Annotated in this window: 15 protein-coding genes and 1 tRNA gene; 13 read left to right on the top strand and 3 right to left on the bottom strand. The window is 68.3% G+C overall.

Annotation, left to right across the window (positions count from 1 at the left end; all coding sequences use genetic code 11):
* The first annotated feature begins 79 nt into the window (after nucleotides 1-79).
* Genes ACZ4VT_RS08875 through ACZ4VT_RS08865 form a run of 3 tightly spaced genes read left to right on the top strand, consistent with a single transcriptional unit; the run spans nucleotide 80 to nucleotide 2,023 of the window.
* Nucleotides 80-478 carry a DUF3291 domain-containing protein gene (locus ACZ4VT_RS08875; RefSeq protein WP_467947862.1) on the top strand — a complete coding sequence of 133 codons (399 nt, stop codon included), beginning with the start codon at nucleotides 80-82 and terminating at the stop codon, nucleotides 476-478.
* A complete protein-coding gene (locus ACZ4VT_RS08870; protein ID WP_467947860.1) occupies nucleotides 475-1,590 on the top strand; it encodes a UDP-N-acetylmuramate dehydrogenase in 1,116 nt (371 codons plus the stop codon). The genes ACZ4VT_RS08875 and ACZ4VT_RS08870 overlap by 4 nt, the downstream gene beginning before the upstream one ends.
* A 16-nt stretch (nucleotides 1,591-1,606) precedes the next feature.
* Complete coding sequence (locus ACZ4VT_RS08865; protein ID WP_351295335.1) at nucleotides 1,607-2,023, top strand: hypothetical protein; 417 nt, start codon at nucleotides 1,607-1,609, stop codon at nucleotides 2,021-2,023.
* On the opposite strand, the gene ACZ4VT_RS08860 is transcribed toward ACZ4VT_RS08865, so the two are convergent.
* Nucleotides 2,013-3,032, bottom strand: a complete 1,020-nt coding sequence (locus tag ACZ4VT_RS08860) for an adenosine deaminase (RefSeq protein WP_319726601.1) — start codon at nucleotides 3,030-3,032, stop codon at nucleotides 2,013-2,015. The two genes, ACZ4VT_RS08865 and ACZ4VT_RS08860, sit on opposite strands and share 11 nt — an antisense overlap.
* A 191-nt stretch (nucleotides 3,033-3,223) precedes the next feature.
* Nucleotides 3,224-4,450: a pyridoxal phosphate-dependent aminotransferase gene (locus tag ACZ4VT_RS08855; protein ID WP_467947858.1), complete on the bottom strand. Its 1,227-nt coding sequence runs from the start codon at nucleotides 4,448-4,450 to the stop codon at nucleotides 3,224-3,226.
* 248 nt (nucleotides 4,451-4,698) lie between these two features.
* On the opposite strand from ACZ4VT_RS08855, the gene ACZ4VT_RS08850 reads away from it, so the two are divergent.
* The 10 genes from ACZ4VT_RS08850 (at nucleotide 4,699) to ACZ4VT_RS08805 (ending at nucleotide 18,084) form a co-directional block, all read left to right on the top strand.
* Nucleotides 4,699-4,771: transfer RNA gene (locus ACZ4VT_RS08850), tRNA-Trp, on the top strand.
* A gap of 106 nt (nucleotides 4,772-4,877) precedes the next feature.
* Complete coding sequence (secE, locus tag ACZ4VT_RS08845; protein WP_030388883.1) at nucleotides 4,878-5,159, top strand: preprotein translocase subunit SecE; 282 nt, start codon at nucleotides 4,878-4,880, stop codon at nucleotides 5,157-5,159.
* 84 nt (nucleotides 5,160-5,243) lie between these two features.
* Nucleotides 5,244-6,164: a transcription termination/antitermination protein NusG gene (gene nusG, locus ACZ4VT_RS08840; RefSeq protein WP_467947856.1), complete on the top strand. Its 921-nt coding sequence runs from the start codon at nucleotides 5,244-5,246 to the stop codon at nucleotides 6,162-6,164.
* Between the two features lie 164 nt (nucleotides 6,165-6,328).
* A complete protein-coding gene (rplK, locus tag ACZ4VT_RS08835; protein WP_030710298.1) occupies nucleotides 6,329-6,763 on the top strand; it encodes a 50S ribosomal protein L11 in 435 nt (144 codons plus the stop codon).
* 89 nt (nucleotides 6,764-6,852) lie between these two features.
* The gene (gene rplA, locus ACZ4VT_RS08830) at nucleotides 6,853-7,581 is read left to right on the top strand and encodes a 50S ribosomal protein L1 (protein WP_030710300.1); all 729 of its coding nucleotides are present in this window, start codon (nucleotides 6,853-6,855) and stop codon (nucleotides 7,579-7,581) included.
* 179 nt (nucleotides 7,582-7,760) lie between these two features.
* A complete protein-coding gene (locus tag ACZ4VT_RS08825; RefSeq protein WP_467947853.1) occupies nucleotides 7,761-8,708 on the top strand; it encodes an SCO4651 family lipoprotein in 948 nt (315 codons plus the stop codon).
* 287 nt (nucleotides 8,709-8,995) lie between these two features.
* Nucleotides 8,996-9,526, top strand: coding sequence for a 50S ribosomal protein L10 (gene rplJ, locus ACZ4VT_RS08820; RefSeq protein ID WP_030710304.1), 531 nt, complete (start codon nucleotides 8,996-8,998; stop codon nucleotides 9,524-9,526).
* Nucleotides 9,527-9,636: 110 nt separating this feature from the next.
* Entirely contained in the window at nucleotides 9,637-10,017 is a 381-nt protein-coding gene (gene rplL / locus ACZ4VT_RS08815) for a 50S ribosomal protein L7/L12 (protein WP_467947851.1), read from the top strand.
* 587 nt (nucleotides 10,018-10,604) lie between these two features.
* A complete protein-coding gene (gene rpoB / locus ACZ4VT_RS08810; RefSeq protein WP_030710308.1) occupies nucleotides 10,605-14,087 on the top strand; it encodes a DNA-directed RNA polymerase subunit beta in 3,483 nt (1,160 codons plus the stop codon).
* 97 nt (nucleotides 14,088-14,184) lie between these two features.
* A complete protein-coding gene (locus tag ACZ4VT_RS08805; protein WP_362814593.1) occupies nucleotides 14,185-18,084 on the top strand; it encodes a DNA-directed RNA polymerase subunit beta' in 3,900 nt (1,299 codons plus the stop codon).
* 115 nt (nucleotides 18,085-18,199) lie between these two features.
* Here ACZ4VT_RS08805 and ACZ4VT_RS08800 read toward each other — a convergent pair whose 3' ends face one another.
* A complete protein-coding gene (locus ACZ4VT_RS08800; RefSeq protein WP_467947849.1) occupies nucleotides 18,200-20,665 on the bottom strand; it encodes a YfhO family protein in 2,466 nt (821 codons plus the stop codon).
* Between the last annotated feature and the right edge of the window lie 181 nt (nucleotides 20,666-20,846).

The following is a 20,846-nucleotide window of genomic DNA, read 5'->3' as shown; positions in this document are numbered from 1 at the left end:
GCGCGGGAGGTGGCCGGGAGAACCGCAGCACCGCCCGCGCACGAAGATCCGTACGACTCATCGTTAAGGAGAGTCCGCCATGCCCGACATCCCCTGGTCCACCCCGACCCAGGCGGCCCCCGACGCCGAGGTCTACGTCATGGCCTCCCGCTTCGAGACCGCCGGCCTCGTCGGTGCCTTCAAGTTCTTCCTCAAGTCCCCCGGCATCGTCCTGCAGATCCGCAAGGCTCCCGGCGCCCACGGCGTCGCCCTGCGGGCCCGGGTCCTGCGGCGCACCTTCCTGACCCTCTCCGCCTGGGAGGACCGGGACGCGCTCTACCGGTTCGCGCGGAGCGAGCCACACCGGTCCAGCTCCCGCGCGGCCGCCGCGTTCATGAAGGAATCGGCCTTCACCTTCTGGACCGTGCGCGCCGGCGAACTGCCCATCGGCTGGGAGGAGGCCGAGCGCCGGCTGGCCGAACAGAAGGCCGCCTCGTGAGTCACGGTCCGTGGCCCCGCAGGGATGCGAGGGGCACGGACCGTACTCTTGTCCACGTGCAGGAACTCCACGACGCCCCCCTCGCCCCGCTGACCACCTTCCGTCTCGGTGGCCCCGCTGCCCGCCTGGTCACCGCGACCACCGACGCCGAGGTCGTCGCCGCCGTGCGCGCCGCGGACGAGAGCGGTACTCCGCTCCTGGTCATCGGCGGCGGCAGCAACCTGGTCATCGGAGACAAGGGCTTCGACGGCACCGCCCTGCGCATCGCCACCACCGGCTTCGTCCTGGACGGCACCACCCTGGAGCTCGCGGCCGGCGAGAACTGGAGCGACGCCGTCGCCCGCACCGTCGAGGCCGGCCTCGCCGGCATCGAGTGCCTCGCCGGCATCCCCGGCTCTGCCGGTGCCACGCCCATCCAGAACGTCGGGGCGTACGGCCAGGAGGTCTGCGACACGATCACCGAGGTCGTCGCCTACGACCGCGGCAGCGGCGAGACGGTCACCCTGACCGCCGCCGAGTGCGCCTTCCGGTACCGCAACAGCACCTTCAAGGACCAGCCCGAGCGCTACGTCGTCCTGCGCGTGCGCTTCGCCCTGGAGGACGCCGGCGGCCTCTCCGCGCCGATCAAGTACCCGGAGACCGCCCGCGCCCTCGGCGTCGAGGCGGGCGACCGGGTCCCGGCCGCCACCGCCCGCGAGACCGTGCTGCGCCTGCGCGCCGGGAAGGGCATGGTCCTCGACCCCGCCGACCACGACACCTGGTCGGCCGGCTCCTTCTTCCACAACCCGGTCCTGACCGACGAGGCGTACGCCGCCTTCCTCGCCCGCGTCCAGGACCGCCTCGGCCCCGACACCGCCCCGCCCGCCTACCCCGCCGGCGACGGCCGTACGAAGACCAGCGCGGCCTGGCTGATCGACAAGGCCGGCTTCACCAAGGGCTACGGCACCGGCCCCGCGCGCATCTCCACCAAGCACACCCTCGCCCTCACCAACCGCGGCGAGGCCACCACCGAGGACCTCCTCACCCTGGCCCGCGAGGTCGTCGCGGGCGTCCACGCGGCCTTCGGCGTCACCCTGGTCAACGAGCCGGTGACGGTCGGCGTCAGCATCTGAGGAGCCCCGGCCGCCCATGCTCTGTCCCCTGCACGGGGCCGGTACGGACCCCACCCGCCTCGTGGGCCGCACGCTCAGCAGAGTCGTCGCGTCCTGGCACATCAGTGACGGGGAACGCTCCGAGGCGCCCCTCGACGTCTGGCTGATCGACAGCGTCGGCGACTCGATCCGGATCACCACCGGGTCCGACCAGTGCCTCATCGTCGAGTCCGCCTCGCCCCACGAGCCGTACGACATGGGGGAGTGGGGCCGCATCGAGGTCGGCGAGGACCTCGGCGACCACCCCTTCCTGCGCCACCTCGGCGAGACCGTCGCCTCGGTCGCCGAGTTCGCGCTGCCCGAGCAGGGCCGCACCCACCTGGAGATCGGCTTCCAGGACGGGCACCGGGTGCGGGCCGACTGCTACGAGGGGGACCTGCGGCTCACCCGGTGAGCCAGTGGTCGATCCCGGCCAGCAGCTTCTCCTGTACGTCGGCGGGCGCGGCCGAGCCGCGGACGGACTGGCGGGCCAGCTCGGCGAGCTCCGGGTCCGTGAAACCGTGGTGGCGGCGGGCGATCTCGTACTGGGCGGCGAGCCGGGACCCGAACAGCAACGGGTCGTCCGCGCCCAGCGCCATCGGCACCCCGGCCTCGAAGAGCGTGCGCAGCGGGACGTCCTCGGGCCGCTCGTACACCCCGAGGGCGACGTTGGAGGCCGGGCAGACCTCGCAGGTGATCTGCCGGTCGGCGAGCCGCTTCAGCAGCCGGGGGTCCTCGGCGGCCCGCACGCCGTGCCCGATCCGGGCGGCGTGCAGATCGTCGAGGCAGTCGCGGACCGAGGACGGGCCGGTGAGCTCGCCGCCGTGCGGGGCGGCGAGGAGGCCGCCCTCGCGGGCGATGGCGAAGGCCCGGTCGAAGTCGCGGGCCATGCCGCGGCGCTCGTCGTTGGAGAGCCCGAAGCCGACGACCCCGCGGTCGGCGTAGCGGACGGCGAGGCGGGCGAGGGTGCGGGCGTCGAGGGGGTGCTTCATGCGGTTCGCGGCGATGAGGACCCGCATGCCGAGGCCGGTCTCGCGGGAGGCCGCGTCGACGGCGTCGAGGATGATCTCGACGGCCGGGATCATGCCGCCGAGCAGGGGGGCGTAGGAGGTGGGATCCACCTGGATCTCCAGCCAGCCGCTGCCGTCCCGTACGTCCTCCTCCGCGGCCTCGCGGACGAGGCGGCGGATGTCGTCGGGCTCACGGAGGCAGGAGCGGGCGGCGTCGTAGAGCCGCTGGAAGCGGAACCAGCCGCGCTCGTCGGTGGCGCGGAGCTTCGGGGGCTCGCCGGCGGTGAGGGCGTCCGGGAGGCGCACCCCGTACTTGTCGGCGAGCTCCAGGAGGGTCGATGGTCGCATCGACCCGGTGAAGTGCAGGTGGAGGTGGGCTTTCGGCAGAAGCGTGAGATCGCGTGCGTGCTCCATTTGTTGATCCTGCCGTACCGCTGCGCTCGGCGGGAGGGGGTTTTACCTTTTGGGGGCTTGCCCGAACGCGAGAGCGGGGCGTGCGTGTGGGGTGCCGGGCGCTGCCCGGGCCCGCGCCTCAAACGCCGGCGGGGCTGGACATGGCTGAGCGGCGCCACCCCTGTTCGGGGTGGCGCCGCTCGGGACCTTGCCTAGGCCTTGGCCTCGGCCAGGAGCTTCTGGATGCGGGAGACGCCCTCGACCAGGTCCTCGTCGCCCAGGGCGTAGGACAGGCGCAGGTAGCCCGGGGTGCCGAAGGCCTCGCCGGGGACGACCGCGACCTCCACCTCGTCGAGGATCAGGGCGGCGAGCTCGACGGAGCTCTGCGGGCGCTTGCCGCGGATCTCCTTGCCGATGAGCTCCTTGACCGACGGGTACGCGTAGAACGCGCCCTCGGGCGTCGGGCAGAAGACGCCGTCGATCTCGTTGAGCATCTTCACCATCGTCTGGCGGCGGCGGTCGAAGGCCTTGCGCATCTCCGCGACCGCGTCGAGGTTGCCCGAGACGGCGGCCAGCGCGGCGACCTGGGCCACGTTGGAGACGTTGGAGGTGGCGTGCGACTGCAGGTTGGTCGCCGCCTTGATGACGTCCTGCGGGGCGATGACCCAGCCCACGCGCCAGCCGGTCATCGCGTACGTCTTGGCGACGCCGTTGACGACGATGCACTTGTCGCGCAGGGCCGGGACCAGGACCGGCAGCGAGGTGAACTTCGCCTCGCCGTAGACGAGGTGCTCGTAGATCTCGTCCGTGAGCACCCACAGGCCGTGCTCGGCGGCCCACTCGCCGATCGCGCGGGCGTCGGCCTCGCTGTAGACCGCGCCCGTCGGGTTGGACGGGGAGACGAAGAGGACGACCTTGGTGCGCTCGGTGCGCGCGGCTTCGAGCTGCTCGACGGAGACGCGGTAGCCCGTCGTCTCGTCGGCGACGACCTCCACCGGGACACCGCCGGCGAGACGGATGGACTCCGGGTAGGTGGTCCAGTACGGAGCCGGGACGATGACCTCGTCACCCGGGTCCAGGACGGCCGCGAAGGCCTCGTAGATCGCCTGCTTGCCGCCGTTGGTCACCAGGACCTGCGACGCGTCGACCTCGTAGCCGGAGTCGCGGAGCGTCTTGGCGGCGATCGCGGCCTTCAGCTCGGGCAGGCCGCCGGCCGGCGTGTAGCGGTGGTACTTCGGGTTGCGGCAGGCCTCGACCGCCGCCTCGACGATGTAGTCCGGGGTCGGGAAGTCGGGCTCGCCGGCACCGAAGCCGATCACCGGGCGCCCGGCGGCCTTGAGGGCCTTGGCCTTGGCGTCGACGGCGAGGGTGGCGGACTCGGAAATGGCGCCGATACGGGCGGACACCCGGCGCTCGGAGGAAGGCGTTGCAGAGGTCATACGAGCAATCGTCCCAGACGGCAAAGAAGCGCCGCACACCGTTTCAGTCATCGGACCGGACCCGCACGGCACATGGGACGGACACGCGCCGACATCCCACCGGACGGCGACCGGAGCATGTCAGCGCGGGTGCTGTTCGACGTCAGGGCCCAGTTCACGTACACTCACCTGTCGTTGGACCTCGCCAGCCGCTGCAAAGCGTGAGCACTCCGTGCACTCGCCCGGATGCGGTAGGTTGGGGGACGCAAAGGGTCGTAGCTCAATTGGTAGAGCACTGGTCTCCAAAACCAGCGGTTGGGGGTTCGAGTCCCTCCGGCCCTGCTCCACACTCCTTCTCGGATGTGTGTGCGCAGGTACGTACTTAGATGCAACGCCGTGCGGCGCAACCGGGCGCGGTACGGCCACGACCCGGATTCAGGTGAGAGACGTGACGGACGCCCTGGGCTCCATCGACATGCCTGACGCCGAGGACGAGACGCGCGAGAAGAAGGCCCGCAAGGGCGGCAAGCGCGGCAAGAAGGGCCCTCTGGGCCGGCTCGCGCTTTTCTACCGCCAGATCGTCGCGGAACTCCGCAAGGTTGTCTGGCCCACTCGCAACCAGCTCACGACGTACACCACTGTGGTGATTGTCTTCGTCGTCATCATGATCGGTCTCGTGACCGTGATTGACTTTGGGTTCGAAAAAGCCATCAAGTTCGTCTTCGGCTGATCCCCGCGGAGGGCGGCGCCTTGATGGGTGTCGCCCGTTTTCGCATGTACCACCACCTTTTGTATCCAGGAAGAAGCAGCCACCGTGTCTGACCCGAACCTGAACGCGAGCCACGACTCCGTCGAGTCCGTCGAGGACGAGCTCGACATCGTCGAGGCGGCAGACGCTGTGGACCCCGATGAGGCCGAGCACGCCGACGCCAAGGCGGGTGTCGCCGCCGAGGAGGCCGCGCTGCACGTCGAGGACGAGATCGACGCCGACGCCGAGATCGAGGACGACGCCGAGTTCGAAGAGGCCGCCGACGAGGCCGAGACGGACGTCGAGGCCGAGGCCGAGGCTGACGACGCAGAGGCCGAAGAGGCCGCTCCGGTCGAGCCCGCCGAGCCCGTGGACCCCGTCCAGGCCCTGCGCGACGAGCTTCGTCTGCTTCCCGGCGAGTGGTACGTGATCCACACCTACGCCGGCTACGAGAAGCGCGTGAAGGCCAACCTGGAGCAGCGCGCCGTCTCGCTGAACGTCGAGGAGTTCATCTACCAGGCCGAGGTGCCCGAGGAAGAGATCGTCCAGATCAAGAACGGCGAGCGCAAGAACGTCCGGCAGAACAAGCTGCCCGGTTACGTTCTCGTCCGCATGGATCTGACGAACGAGTCCTGGGGCGTCGTCCGCAACACGCCTGGTGTCACCGGCTTCGTCGGCAACGCGTACGACCCGTACCCGCTGACCCTGGACGAGATCGTCAAGATGCTCGCGCCGGAGGCCAAGGAGAAGGCCGACAAGGCCGCCGCGGAGGCCGCCGGTCTGCCGGCGCCCGCCGTCAAGCGCACCATCGAGGTCCTGGACTTCGAGGTCGGCGACTCGGTCACCGTCACCGACGGCCCGTTCGCGACGCTGCAGGCGACGATCAACGAGATCAACCCCGACTCGAAGAAGGTCAAGGGCCTCGTCGAGATCTTCGGTCGCGAGACCCCGGTCGAGCTCAGCTTCGACCAGATCCAGAAGAACTGATCTTCTGAGACAACGCTTCCGGACAGGTCAGATCGCCCCGTAAAGGGCGGTCTGACCTGCTCGGTTTTCAGCCCCGCACCGATACCCGTTATCGTGGTGCGGTATGCCTCCATCCGGATGACCGGTTGGCGGCGAAAAACTCTCACTAGGACCCGGAGAGAGCAATGCCTCCCAAGAAGAAGAAGATCACGGGGCTCATCAAGCTCCAGATCAAGGCCGGTGCGGCCAACCCGGCTCCGCCGGTCGGCCCCGCGCTCGGTCAGCACGGCGTCAACATCATGGAGTTCTGCAAGGCCTACAACGCCGCGACCGAGTCGCAGCGTGGCATGGTCGTGCCGGTGGAGATCACGGTCTACGACGACCGCTCCTTCACCTTCATCACCAAGACTCCGCCGGCCGCGCGCCTCATCCTGAAGCACGCGGGCGTGGAGAAGGGCTCCGGCGAGCCCCACAAGACCAAGGTCGCCAAGCTCACGGCTGCCCAGGTCAAGGAGATCGCCGAGCTGAAGATGCCCGACCTGAACGCCAACGACATCGACGCCGCCGTGAAGATCATTTCCGGCACCGCGCGCTCGATGGGCATCACCGTCGAAGGCTGATCAAGCCCCCCTCCAGCACCACCAGTGGTAGGACCAAGCGCTGGTCCGCACCACGACTCCACGCCTGAAGAAAACAAACAGGAGCAGAAGTGAAGCGCAGCAAGACTCTCCGCGCTGCGGACGCCAAGGTCGACCGGGAGAAGCTGTACGCCCCGCTCGAGGCCGTCCGTCTCGCCAAGGAGACCTCCGCGACCAAGTTCGACAGCACCGTCGAGGTCGCCTTCCGCCTGGGTGTCGACCCGCGCAAGGCCGACCAGATGGTGCGTGGCACCGTGAACCTCCCGCACGGCACCGGCAAGACCGCCCGGGTCCTGGTCTTCGCGACCGGTGACCGTGCTGCGGCCGCGGAAGCCGCCGGCGCCGACATTGTCGGCGACGACGAGCTGATCAACGAGATCGCCAAGGGCAACCGCCTGAACGAGTTCGACGCCGTTGTGGCCACCCCGGACCTCATGGGCAAGGTCGGCCGCCTCGGCCGCGTGCTCGGTCCCCGTGGCCTCATGCCGAACCCGAAGACCGGCACCGTCACGATGGACGTCGCGAAGGCTGTCACCGAGATCAAGGGTGGCAAGATCGAGTTCCGCGTCGACAAGCACTCGAACCTGCACTTCATCATCGGCAAGGTCTCCTTCTCCGATGAGCAGCTGGTCGAGAACTACGGCGCGGCCCTCGACGAGATCCTTCGTCTGAAGCCGTCCGCCGCGAAGGGCCGCTACATCAAGAAGGCCGCCCTGAGCACCACGATGGGTCCCGGCATCCAGCTGGACTCGAACCGCACCCGGAACCTCCTCGTCGAGGAAGACCCGGCTGCTGTCTGAGCCTGACGGCTCGCTGAGTGGCTGAACGGGCCCCTCGCCCCCTTCACAGGGCGGCGAGGGGCCCGTTTCCGTGTTCCGGGCCACATCTCCCCCGATACGGGCGTAATGGGGGCGAGATCCGGCCGAGGGGGCACGTAAGGTCGCGTTGAATTCGACGCACGATCATGGGGGAGAAACACATGCACAAGGCTGTCCGGACCCGAGCCGGTATCGCGATCGCGGGTACCGCACTGCTCGTGGGCGGCCTCACGGCCTGCGGCGGCGACAAGGCCGACGCGGGCAGCGGCAAGGCCGAGGGGGGCCACGGGGCGGACGCGAAGGCGCACTCGCCCGTGGAGGCGGTGAAGGCGTCCTACCTGAAGACGGTGGCCGCGAAGTTCGCCAAGGCGGAGCTGACCATCGTCGGGGCCGACGGCAAGACCAGCGCCCAGTCCGGTACGAAGGGCTGGTACCCGTCCAGCCACGACGTGCTGCTGAAGGGCGAGCGGCCCGACGCCCGCTCGATCATGATCGAGGACCTCATCTACACCCAGCTGGACAAGCCCCTCAAGGGCAAGACCTGGATGAGGATGAGCCTGGCCAAGGACGGCAAGCCGGGGGTCCGGCTGAACGACGACCCGGCCGAGTACCTGGCGATGGCGCTGGGCCAGGAGAAGCTGACCCACGTCGGGGCCGAGAAGACCGACGGCATCGACGCCCAGCACTACAAGGGCACCTTCACCAACGAGGACCTGCTCAAGGCGGACGAGTCCACCAAGGTCATGGAGGAGAAGAACCGCCAGTACCTCCACGAGTCCGTGAAGAACGTCAAGACCTTCGAGGTGGACCTGTGGATCGACGAGGACGGCTACCCCGTCCGCGTCGACAGTGTGAGCACGGACGGGACCGGCTCCACGAAGACCACGGCGAGGTTCTCGGACTTCGGCAAGGCCGCTCCGGTCCAGGCCCCGCCGGCCGACCAGGTCGTCGACCTGGACGACAGCCTGAAGGAGACCGACCAGAGCCTGAAGGACACCCGCGAGAGCCTGAAGGAGACGGACCAGAAGCTGAAGGACGTCGACGCGGACCTGAAGGAGGCCGACAAGACGCTGCGGGACGCCGGACTGGGCGGTCTCGGCGGCTCCTGAGCCCGGTCTCGGCCCCTCCCGAGAGGGCGGGGCCGAGGCGATTTGCCTCGACTGGCGGCCTTCACGTACTCTTCCGGAGAAGCCAAAGACCGCTGGTCGTTGCCGTGCCCGCAAGGGTTGCGGCGGCCGAAGGATCCGCTGAGTGCGGACGTCCTGCGCAGGTGTTCGTGGAAAAGCTCCCGGAGTGATTCGGTCGAGCTTAAGCCCCGTGCGCTTGCGCCGGGGCGTTTCGTTTTGTTCAGCCCCTTCTGAGCGGTCCTCATCACCCGGAAGGAGGCCGACGCTCTATGGCAAGGCCCGACAAGGCTGCCGCGGTAGCCGAGCTCACGGACCAGTTCCAGAGCTCGAACGCCGCCGTGCTGACCGAGTACCGGGGTCTCACCGTCGCGCAGCTCAAGACGCTGCGTCGTTCGCTCGGTGAGAACGCCCAGTACGCCGTGGTGAAGAACACGCTGACCAAGATTGCGGCCAACCAGGCCGGGATCACCGCGCTGGACGAGCACTTCGCTGGTCCGACCGCGGTCGCCTTCATCACCGGTGACCCGGTGGAGTCGGCGAAGAGCCTGCGTGACTTCGCCAAGGACAACCCGAATCTCATCATCAAGGCGGGTGTCCTTGATGGTAAGGCGCTCACCGCCGATGAGATCAAGAAGCTTGCGGACCTCGAGTCCCGCGAGGTTCTGCTCAGCAAGCTGGCCGGCGCGTTCAAGGGCAAGCAGTCTCAGGCTGCCTCGCTCTTCCAGGCGCTGCCGTCGAAGTTCGTCCGCACCGCGGAAGCGCTTCGCGTCAAGCTCGCCGAGCAGGGCGGTGCCGAGTAATTCGGCTCGCGCACTGATCCACGCCGCCTAGTGCGTGGGTCGTAGCGGGCCGTTACGCCCGCCTCTATATACATCCGGCACCTGCCGAATTAGTGGAAGGATCGCCCATCATGGCGAAGCTCTCTCAGGACGACCTCCTCGCCCAGTTCGAGGAGATGACCCTCATCGAGCTCTCTGAGTTCGTGAAGGCCTTCGAGGAGAAGTTCGACGTCACCGCCGCCGCGGCCGTCGCCGCTGCCCCGGCCGGTGGCGCTGCCGCCCCCGAGGCCGTCGAGGAGCAGGACGAGTTCGACGTCATCCTCACCGGTGCCGGCGACAAGAAGATCCAGGTCATCAAGGTCGTGCGTGAGCTGACCTCCCTGGGCCTCAAGGAGGCCAAGGACCTCGTGGACGGCGCTCCGAAGCCGGTCCTCGAGAAGGTCGCCAAGGAGGCCGCTGACAAGGCCGCCGAGTCCCTCAAGGCTGCCGGCGCGGCTGTCGAGGTCAAGTAACACCTCTGAGGCCTCTCTGAGGCCTCAACCAAGGGCGATCACCCGTAAGGGTGGTCGCCCTTTGGCGTACCCGCAGTGCCTGACTTGCCCTGGTCTCGTTGGGGAGTAGGGTGATCATCGTTGCCCCGAAGCAGGGTCCGAAGATGATCCGCTCGGAGCAGGGGGCCTTGACGAACGGGACGCGGCGCGCAATTCTCAGACCCGTCGAGAGGTCGACCGCCTCGATCCGAGATCCGAGGCATGGATCGACTACGAAGAGGGCAGTACTGATACGCGCTCTGTGTACGAGAGCCGCACGCGTTGGACGCAGGGTCGGATGACCACTGCGCTGGTGGAACGAGTTGGGGAAGGCCTGTTGCCGGTTTCCGGAAACCTGGTCTGGACATCAGTGAGCCAAGTGGCTACACTGACCCTTTGCGCTGCCTGTTAGCTGTCCCCTGCCCGTCGCCAGGGACATGCCCACGCTTGAGCACACTTGATTGATCCACCCTGACCTGGCTTTTCAGCTGGATTTGGGGGGCTTGTCTTCTGTGTCTGCTGGGACCGGTACGCGCGTAGTGAGTCCGAGCCCTCGGAAGGACCCCCTCTTGGCCGCCTCGCGCAACGCCTCGACCAATACGAACAACGGTGCCAGCACCGCCCCGCTGCGCATCTCCTTTGCAAAGATCAAGGAGCCCCTCGAGGTTCCGAACCTCCTGGCGCTGCAGACCGAGAGCTTTGACTGGCTTCTCGGCAATGCTGCCTGGAAGTCTCGCGTCGAGTCGGCGCTTGAGAGTGGACAGGACGTCCCCACCAAGTCCGGTCTGGAAGAGATCTTCGAGGAGATCTCGCCGATCGAGGACTTCTCCGGGTCGATGTCGCTGACCTTCCGCGACCACCGTTTCGAGCCGGCGAAGAACTCTGTCGACGAGTGCAAGGAGCGCGACTTCACGTACGCGGCTCCGCTGTTCGTCACGGCCGAGTTCACGAACAACGAGACCGGAGAGATCAAGTCTCAGACGGTCTTCATGGGCGATTTCCCGCTCATGACCAACAAGGGCACCTTCGTCATCAACGGCACCGAGCGTGTCGTCGTGTCGCAGCTTGTCCGCTCCCCTGGTGTCTACTTCGACTCCTCCATCGACAAGACGTCCGACAAGGACATCTTCTCCGCCAAGATCATCCCGTCCCGGGGTGCCTGGCTGGAGATGGAGATCGACAAGCGCGACATGGTCGGTGTACGCATCGACCGCAAGCGCAAGCAGTCCGTCACCGTCCTCCTGAAGGCTCTCGGCTGGACCACCGAGCAGATCCTCGAGGAGTTCGGCGAGTACGAGTCCATGCGCGCCACCCTGGAGAAGGACCACACCCAGGGTCAGGACGACGCGCTGCTCGACATCTACCGCAAGCTGCGCCCGGGCGAGCCGCCGACCCGCGAGGCCGCTCAGACGCTGCTCGAGAACCTCTACTTCAACCCGAAGCGCTACGACCTCGCCAAGGTCGGCCGCTACAAGGTGAACAAGAAGCTCGGCGCCGACGAGCCGCTCGACGCCGGTGTGCTCACCACCGACGACGTCATCGCGACGATCAAGTACCTGGTCAAGCTGCACGCCGGCGAGACCGAGACGACCGGCGAGTCCGGCCGTTCGATCGTGGTCGAGACCGATGACATCGACCACTTCGGCAACCGTCGTCTGCGCAACGTCGGCGAGCTCATCCAGAACCAGGTCCGCACGGGTCTGGCTCGTATGGAGCGCGTCGTCCGCGAGCGCATGACCACGCAGGACGTCGAGGCCATCACGCCGCAGACCCTGATCAACATCCGGCCGGTCGTCGCCTCCATCAAGGAGTTCTTCGGCACCAGCCAGCTGTCGCAGTTCATGGACCAGAACAACCCGCTCTCGGGCCTGACCCACAAGCGCCGCCTGTCGGCGCTGGGCCCCGGCGGTCTGTCCCGTGAGCGGGCCGGCTTCGAGGTCCGTGACGTTCACCCGTCGCACTACGGCCGCATGTGCCCGATCGAGACCCCTGAAGGCCCGAACATCGGTCTGATCGGCTCGCTCGCCTCCTACGGCCGCGTCAACGCGTTCGGCTTCGTGGAGACCCCGTACCGCAAGGTCATCGACGGCGTCGTCACCGACGAGGTCGACTACCTGACGGCCGACGAGGAAGACCGCTTCGTCATCGCCCAGGCCAACGCCGGCCTGTCCGAGGACATGCGCTTCACCGAGAACCGCGTGCTGGTGCGCCGTCGTGGCGGCGAGATCGACTACATCGCCGGCGACGACGTCGACTACATGGACGTCTCCCCGCGCCAGATGGTGTCCGTCGCGACCGCGATGATCCCCTTCCTGGAGCACGACGACGCCAACCGCGCCCTCATGGGCGCGAACATGATGCGCCAGGCCGTTCCGCTCATCAAGGCGGAGGCCCCGCTCGTCGGCACCGGCATGGAGTACCGCTGTGCGGTCGACGCCGGTGACTCGATCCGTGCGGAGAAGGACGGTGTCGTCCAGGAGGTCTCGGCCGACTACATCACCGTCGCCAACGACGACGGCACGTACACCACGTACCGCGTCGCCAAGTTCTCCCGCTCGAACCAGGGCACCTCGGTCAACCAGAAGGTCATCGTCAACGAGGGTGACCGGATCATCGAGTCCCAGGTCCTCGCCGACGGACCGGCGACCGAAGAGGGCGAGATGGCCCTCGGCAAGAACCTGCTCGTCGCGTTCATGCCGTGGGAAGGTCACAACTACGAGGACGCGATCATCCTGTCGCAGCGCCTCGTGCAGGACGACGTCCTCTCCTCGATCCACATCGAGGAGCACGAGGTCGACGCCCGTGACACCAAGCTCGGCCCCGAGGAGATCACCCGGGACATCCCGAACGTCTCCGAGGAGGTCCTCGCGGACCTCGACGAGCGCGGCATCATCCGCATCGGTGCGGACGTCGTCGCCGGCGACATCCTGGTCGGCAAGGTCACGCCCAAGGGTGAGACCGAGCTGACCCCGGAGGAGCGCCTGCTCCGCGCGATCTTCGGTGAGAAGGCCCGCGAGGTGCGTGACACCTCGCTCAAGGTCCCTCACGGTGAGATCGGCAAGGTCATCGGTGTCCGCGTCTTCGACCGCGAGGAGGGCGACGAGCTTCCTCCGGGCGTGAACCAGCTGGTCCGCGTCTACGTCGCCCAGAAGCGCAAGATCACCGACGGTGACAAGCTCGCCGGCCGCCACGGCAACAAGGGTGTCATCTCCAAGATCCTTCCGATCGAGGACATGCCCTTCCTTGAGGACGGCACGCCGGTCGACATCATCCTGAACCCGCTGGGTGTCCCGTCCCGAATGAACCCGGGACAGGTCCTGGAGATCCACCTCGGCTGGCTCGCCAGCCGCGGCTGGGACGTCTCCGGGCTCGGCGAGGAATGGGCCGAGCGACTGAAGGTCATCGGCGCCGACAAGGTCGCGCCGGGTACCAACGTCGCCACCCCGGTGTTCGACGGTGCGCGTGAGGACGAGCTCGCGGGCCTGTTCGAGCACACCATCCCGAACCGTGACGGCGACCGCCTGGTCCTCCCGTCCGGCAAGGCGCGTCTGTTCGACGGCCGCTCCGGCGAGCCGTTCCCGGACCCGATCTCGATCGGGTACATGTACATCCTCAAGCTCCACCACCTGGTCGACGACAAGCTCCACGCGCGGTCGACCGGTCCGTACTCCATGATCACGCAGCAGCCGCTGGGTGGTAAGGCTCAGTTCGGTGGCCAGCGCTTCGGTGAGATGGAGGTGTGGGCGCTCGAGGCTTATGGCGCCGCTTACGCCCTCCAGGAGCTGCTGACCATCAAGTCCGACGACGTCACCGGCCGCGTGAAGGTCTACGAGGCCATCGTCAAGGGCGAGAACATCCCCGAGCCGGGCATTCCCGAGTCCTTCAAGGTGCTCATCAAGGAAATGCAGTCGCTCTGCCTCAACGTGGAGGTGCTGTCCTCGGACGGCATGTCCATCGAGATGCGCGACACCGACGAGGACGTCTTCCGCGCGGCGGAGGAGCTCGGTATCGACCTGTCCCGGCGCGAGCCGAGCAGCGTCGAAGAGGTCTGACGGGCCTGACGGGGGGCTCGCTCAAGAGCCCCCCGTCATCCCCGGGACCGTTCAGACCATGATTGAGACTCGACCCCGAAAGAGGGATTGACGCACAGTGCTCGACGTCAACTTCTTCGACGAGCTGCGGATCGGCCTTGCCACCGCGGACGACATCCGAACCTGGTCGCACGGCGAGGTCAAGAAGCCGGAGACCATCAACTACCGCACCCTCAAGCCCGAGAAGGACGGACTCTTCTGCGAGAAGATCTTCGGTCCTACCCGGGACTGGGAGTGCTACTGCGGCAAGTACAAGCGTGTCCGCTTCAAGGGCATCATCTGTGAGCGTTGTGGCGTCGAGGTCACGCGCGCCAAGGTGCGCCGTGAGCGGATGGGCCACATCGAGCTTGCCGCTCCCGTCACCCACATCTGGTACTTCAAGGGCGTCCCGTCGCGCCTCGGATACCTGCTGGACCTCGCGCCGAAGGACCTCGAGAAGGTCATCTACTTCGCCGCGTACATGATCACGTTCGTCGACGACGAGCGTCGCACCCGCGACCTCCCGTCGCTGGAGGCGCACGTCTCCGTCGAGCGCCAGCAGATCGAGAACCGCCGTGACGCGGACCTCGAAGGCCGTGCCAAGAAGCTCGAGACCGACCTGGGCGAGCTTGAGGCCGAGGGCGCGAAGGCCGACGTACGCCGCAAGGTGCGCGAAGGTGCCGAGCGCGAGATGAAGCAGCTCCGTGACCGCGCCCAGCGCGAGATCGACCGCCTCGACGAGGTGTGGGCCCGCTTCAAGAACCTCAAGGTCCAGGACCTGGAGGGCGACGAGCTCCTCTACCGCGAGCTGCGTGACCGCTTCGGCACGTACTTCGACGGCTGCATGGGCGCCGCCGCGCTGCAGAAGCGCCTGGAGTCCTTCGACCTCGAGGAGGAGGCCGAGCGCCTCCGCGAGATCATCCGTACCGGCAAGGGCCAGAAGAAGACCCGTGCGCTCAAGCGCCTCAAGGTCGTCTCCGCGTTCCTGCAGACCAGCAACAAGCCCAAGGGCATGGTTCTGGACTGCGTGCCGGTGATCCCGCCGGACCTGCGTCCGATGGTGCAGCTGGACGGTGGCCGCTTCGCGACCTCCGACCTGAACGACCTGTACCGCCGCGTGATCAACCGCAACAACCGCCTGAAGCGCCTTCTCGACCTCGGTGCCCCCGAGATCATCGTGAACAACGAGAAGCGCATGCTCCAGGAGGCCGTCGACGCCCTCTTCGACAACGGTCGTCGTGGTCGTCCGGTGACCGGTCCCGGCAACCGTCCCCTGAAGTCCCTCAGCGACATGCTGAAGGGCAAGCAGGGTCGATTCCGTCAGAACCTTCTCGGCAAGCGCGTGGACTACTCCGCGCGTTCCGTGATCGTCGTCGGTCCCCAGCTGAAGCTGCACCAGTGTGGTCTGCCCAAGGCCATGGCGCTGGAGCTCTTCAAGCCGTTCGTGATGAAGCGCCTGGTCGACCTGAACCACGCGCAGAACATCAAGTCGGCGAAGCGCATGGTCGAGCGCGGCCGCACGGTCGTGTACGACGTGCTCGAAGAGGTCATCGCCGAGCACCCGGTCCTCCTGAACCGTGCGCCCACGCTGCACCGCCTCGGCATCCAGGCCTTCGAGCCCCAGCTGGTCGAAGGCAAGGCCATCCAGATCCACCCGCTCGTCTGCACCGCGTTCAACGCGGACTTCGACGGTGACCAGATGGCCGTGCACCTGCCGCTCTCCGCGGAGGCGCAGGCCGAGGCCCGCATCCTGATGCTGTCCTCGAACAACATCCTGAAGCCGGCCGACGGCCGTCCGGTCACGATGCCGACCCAGGACATGGTCCTCGGTCTGTTCTTCCTGACCACCGACGGTGAGCTCCGTGACACCAAGGGCGAGGGCCGCGCGTTCGGCTCCACGGCCGAGGCGACCATGGCGTTCGACAACGGTGAGCTGGCGCTCCAGTCGTCCGTCGACATCCGCTTCCCGGTGGGCACCATCCCGCCGCGTGGCTGGGTGGCGCCGGTCGCCGAGGAGGGCGAGCAGGAGTTCCAGCCGGGCGACAGCTTCCGTCTGCGCACCACCCTGGGCCGCGCGCTCTTCAACGAGCTGCTGCCCGAGGACTACCCGTTCGTCGACTACTCGGTGGGCAAGAAGCAGCTCTCCGAGATCGTCAACGACCTGGCGGAGCGCTACCCCAAGGTCATCGTGGCGGCGACGCTCGACAACCTGAAGGCGGCCGGCTTCCACTGGGCGACCCGTTCGGGCGTCACCGTGGCCATCTCCGACGTCGTCGTGCCCGAGGCCAAGAAGGCCATCGTCGCGGGTTACGAGGCGCAGGACGAGAAGGTCCAGAAGCAGTACGAGCGCGGTCTGATCACCAAGGACGAGCGCACGCAGGAGCTCATCGCGATCTGGACCAAGGCGACCAACGAGGTTGCCGAGGCGATGAACGCGAACTTCCCCAAGACGAACCCCATCTTCATGATGGTTGACTCGGGTGCCCGAGGAAACATGATGCAGATGCGACAGATCGCCGGTATGCGTGGTCTGGTGTCGAACGCGAAGAACGAGACCATCCCGCGTCCGATCAAGGCGTCCTTCCGTGAGGGCCTCACCGTCCTGGAGTACTTCATCTCCACGCACGGTGCCCGTAAGGGTCTGGCGGACACCGCCCTGCGTACCGCCGACTCGGGCTACCTGACCCGTCGTCTGGTGGACGTCTCGCAGGACGTGATCATCCGCGAGGAGGACTGTGGCACCGAGCGCGGTCTGAAGCTGAAGATCGCCGTTCGCGGCGAGGACGGCGTGCTGCGCAAGGCCGACGACGTCGAGACCTCGATCTACGCCCGCATGCTGGCCGAGGACGTCGTCATCGACGGCAAGGTCATCGCGCCGGCCAACGTCGACCTCGGTGACGTGCTCATCGACGCCCTGGTCGCCAACGGCGTCGAGGAGGTCAAGACCCGCTCGGTCCTGACCTGTGAGTCCGCGGTCGGCACCTGTGCCTTCTGCTACGGACGCTCGCTCGCCACCGGCAAGCTGGTCGACATCGGTGAGGCGGTCGGCATCATCGCCGCCCAGTCCATCGGTGAGCCCGGTACCCAGCTGACGATGCGTACCTTCCACACCGGTGGTGTGGCCGGTGACGACATCACGCAGGGTCTGCCGCGTGTCGTCGAGCTCTTCGAGGCCCGTACCCCGAAGGGTGTCGCCCCGATCTCCGAGGCCGCCGGCCGCGTGCGGATCGAGGAGACCGAGAAGACGAAGAAGATCGTCATCACGCCCGACGACGGCAGCGACGAGACGGCGTTCCCGATCTCGAAGCGCGCCAAGGTCATCGTGCACGAGGGCGACCACGTCGAGGTGGGCCAGAAGCTCACCATGGGTGCCACCAACCCGCACGACGTGCTGCGCATCCTCGGCCAGCGTGCCGTCCAGGTCCACCTGGTCGGCGAAGTCCAGAAGGTCTACAACTCGCAGGGCGTGTCGATCCACGACAAGCACATCGAGATCATCATCCGGCAGATGCTGCGCCGCGTGACGATCATCGAGTCCGGCGACGCGGAGCTCCTGCCGGGCGAGCTGGTCGAGCGGTCGAAGTTCGAGACCGAGAACCGTCGTGTGGTCACCGAGGGCGGTCACCCCGCCTCCGGCCGTCCGCAGCTGATGGGTATCACCAAGGCCTCGCTGGCGACGGAATCCTGGCTGTCGGCCGCCTCCTTCCAGGAGACGACCCGAGTCCTGACGGATGCGGCGATCAACGCCAAGTCCGACAGCCTCATCGGCCTCAAGGAGAACGTCATCATCGGTAAGCTCATCCCGGCCGGTACGGGCCTCGCCCGCTACCGCAACATCCGGGTCGAGCCCACCGAGGAAGCCAAGGCCGCGATGTACTCGGCCGTCGGTTACGACGACATCGACTACTCGCCCTTCGGCACCGGCTCCGGCCAGGCTGTCCCGCTGGAGGACTACGACTACGGCCCGTACAACGGCTGAGAGATCGTATGAAGAAACCCCCCGTCGCTCCGAGAGGAGCGGCGGGGGGTTTCCTCGTTCCCGGGTCCCCCGTCCCACGGGACCCGGGGGACGCGGACGGGCCCCGGGGACGGGCTCAGGCGCGGCGGCGGAGGAGGGGGGTGGTGGTGACGGCGAGGAGGATCATCAGGGCGAGGGTGCCGGCTGCGAGGCCTGGGGTGAGGCCCCTGGGGGTGAAGGTGCAGGAGAGCTTGCGGGTGCCCGGGGGGAGGTCCACGGAGAGCAGTCCGTGGAAGCTCTTGGCCGGGGCGGAGCACTCCCAGCCCGGGATGTCGGTCATCGCCAGGACCGCCGTGCCGGTGGCGTCCTGGGGGAGGGTGGCCTCGATGGAGTGGCCGCCCGTGGTGACCTTCGTGGCGCCGGTGCTGGTGAGGTGGCGGACCGCCGTGTCGAGGTCCGCCCGGTTCAGGCAGCCCAGCGGGTGGTCGCCGGCGGTGGCGTCCTTGGTCTGCGTCCGCACCGTCGCGTCGATCCGGCCGGAAGCGGGGACCGGGCCGAGCGGGACGACTCCGGTCATCTCGTCCTCCAGCCGGTGCTGGGCGCCGCCCGTTTCGAGGGTTCCGTAGAGGGCGGGGGAGAACCAGTAGGCCTCGGAGCCGGGGGTGCACCGGGCGGCGTACGTCTGCTCGGTGGCGCTGCCCGCGCGGGTGACCTGCGGGACCTGGTAGACGGTCGCGCCCAGGACGTTCTCCTGGCGGGCGTAGACGCTGTCGGCCGGGTTGGGGGAGGCGTAGGGGCCGCTGCGGACGGTGACGAGCGGCGGCGCGGGGAACTTCGAGGCCGTCCAGGTGCCCGGGGCCGAACCCGGGCGGACCCGCGCGCCGATCGAGAAGATCGCGTCGAGCACCGGGTTGTCGGCCCCGAAGAAGGTCCGGCCGTCGTTCTTGAAGCCGTAGCCGAGGGGTTCGAGGGCCTGGTACGTGGCCTCCGGGAGATAGCTGCTGTAGTACTGCGGGCCCTCCGCCCGCAGGGCGAGGGCGTCGTTGTACGAGGTCTGGGGTGCGCCCGAGTCGGTGCGGTACGCCGGCCAGCCGGCCACGCCGCGGACCGCGTCGAAGTGGCCGGTGATCGTCCGGTTCGAGGTGGCGATCGGCTTGGCCCAGCGCTCGCGGGCCCGGCGGGAATCGGCGTTCGCCGCGGCGACGGTGGACTCCGCGAAGACCACGCCGATCATCAGGGCCGCCGCCACGGGGATGAGGAGGCGGCGCTTCTCGCCGAGGGAGAGCAGGAGGAGCGCGAGCAGCGAAACCGCGCCGCCGCCGAGGACGGCGGGCCAGGTCCAGCCGCCGAAGTCGTCGGTGCGGCGCAGGACGAAGGTGGCCGCGACGAGCAGGGCGGCGACCAGGGCCAGGTGGAGGGGACGCGGCCGGTTGGCGAGCGCCAGCCAGGCGACGATCACCACCATGCCGCTGAAGACGAAGGTCTCGCGGTACGGGTTGCCGTTCGGCACCGCCAGCCCGTGCCAGACGAACTGCGTCGGCGGGAACTGGAAGGAGGCGAGCACGAGCAGGGTCGCCGCCGCCCACACCAGGCGGGTCCGCTTCGCGACCCGGGTGTTGAGGAGGAAGCTTCCTGCCAGGATCAGGCCCAGCGAGGCCACGTACAGCCGTGGCCGGCCGCCCCACAGGTGGGTGGCCGGGAGCATGCCCGCGAAGAACACCTCGACGCGTACGGGGTCGAAGGCGGCGGCCTTGGTGGGCTGCGCGGCTCCGCTGGACAGGAACGACGGCAGGAGGAGCGGGAGGGTGAGCAGGATCCCGGTCCCGGCGGCCGTCGCGGCCCGCCACACGGCGCGCAGCCTCTGCCGGCCCGTCATGTCACGGGTGATCAGGCGGATGGCCAGCAGGAGGCAGGCGGCCATCGTGGCCATCATCGCGGTGTAGAAGTTCCCGAACCAGGCGAGGGCGACCAGCAGGGCCACGCCCGGCCAGCGGCGTTCCTCCAGGCACCACTCGACGGCGATGCCGAGCAGCGGGAGCGCGACCAGGCCCCACAGCCACATCGGGATGTACGAGGCGTCGCTGAGCGCCCAGCCGCACAGGCCGTACGTGGCTCCGAGCACGCCCCGCTGCCACCACGGGCCGGGGCGCAGCTTGCCGAGGTACACCGTCATCACGGCCGCGGCGGCGCCCATCGTGAGCGGGGTGATCGCGAAGACGGCCAGGTCGACGTGGGCGCGCGGGACGAGGACGGCCAGCCAGGAGAAGGGGTTGCCGAGGTACGTGTAGTAGTCGGACAGGAACTGCTGTCCGAAGCCGCCGCGCCAGGTGAAGAGCAGGTCACCGGCGGCCTGCCCGTGGACCAGGTCCCACAGCGCCCGGTGGAAGGGCACGTACTGGTTGGCCTGGTCGTTGAGGGCGCGGCCGGTGTCGCCGAGGGGGAACGTGCCACGCGCCACCCACGCCGCGCAGAAGGCGGCCGAGGTGACGAAGAAGGCGAGCAGCGGCCCGCAGAGCCGCGCGGCCCGGCGGCGGGGCCGCCGGGCGGGACCGGGGACGGGGTCGGGGGGAGGAGCGCCGACTGCGGTCTGCTCCGGTGCCACGGTCCCCAATGTCCTGCTCCCTGCTGCTCGACGGCAAGCCGCCAGTTTAGGTCGCCGGGGTGGGGGGGGGGGGGGGGAGGGGGCGACCCCCCCCCCCCCCCACCCCCGCCCCCCCCCCCCCCCCCCCCCGCCCCCCCCCCCCACACACCCCCCCCACCCCCCCCCCCCCCCTCGACACCAA

Source organism: Streptomyces sp. NPDC029164, from assembly GCF_055563995.1.
This window is presented reverse-complemented; position numbering and strand designations above follow the sequence as displayed.

Excerpts from the sequence above, each read along its gene's own strand:
- rplL (WP_467947851.1), top strand. The coding sequence starts at position 9,637 with ATGGCGAAGCTCTCTCAGGACGACCTCCTCGCCCAGTTCGAGGAGATG.
- ACZ4VT_RS08865 (WP_351295335.1), top strand. The coding sequence starts at position 1,607 with ATGCTCTGTCCCCTGCACGGGGCCGGTACGGACCCCACCCGCCTCGTG.
- ACZ4VT_RS08875 (WP_467947862.1), top strand. The coding sequence starts at position 80 with ATGCCCGACATCCCCTGGTCCACCCCGACCCAGGCGGCCCCCGACGCC.
- ACZ4VT_RS08855 (WP_467947858.1), bottom strand. The coding sequence starts at position 4,450 with ATGACCTCTGCAACGCCTTCCTCCGAGCGCCGGGTGTCCGCCCGTATC.
- ACZ4VT_RS08860 (WP_319726601.1), bottom strand. The coding sequence starts at position 3,032 with ATGGAGCACGCACGCGATCTCACGCTTCTGCCGAAAGCCCACCTCCAC.
- rplK (WP_030710298.1), top strand. The coding sequence starts at position 6,329 with ATGCCTCCCAAGAAGAAGAAGATCACGGGGCTCATCAAGCTCCAGATC.
- ACZ4VT_RS08825 (WP_467947853.1), top strand. The coding sequence starts at position 7,761 with ATGCACAAGGCTGTCCGGACCCGAGCCGGTATCGCGATCGCGGGTACC.
- rplJ (WP_030710304.1), top strand. The coding sequence starts at position 8,996 with ATGGCAAGGCCCGACAAGGCTGCCGCGGTAGCCGAGCTCACGGACCAG.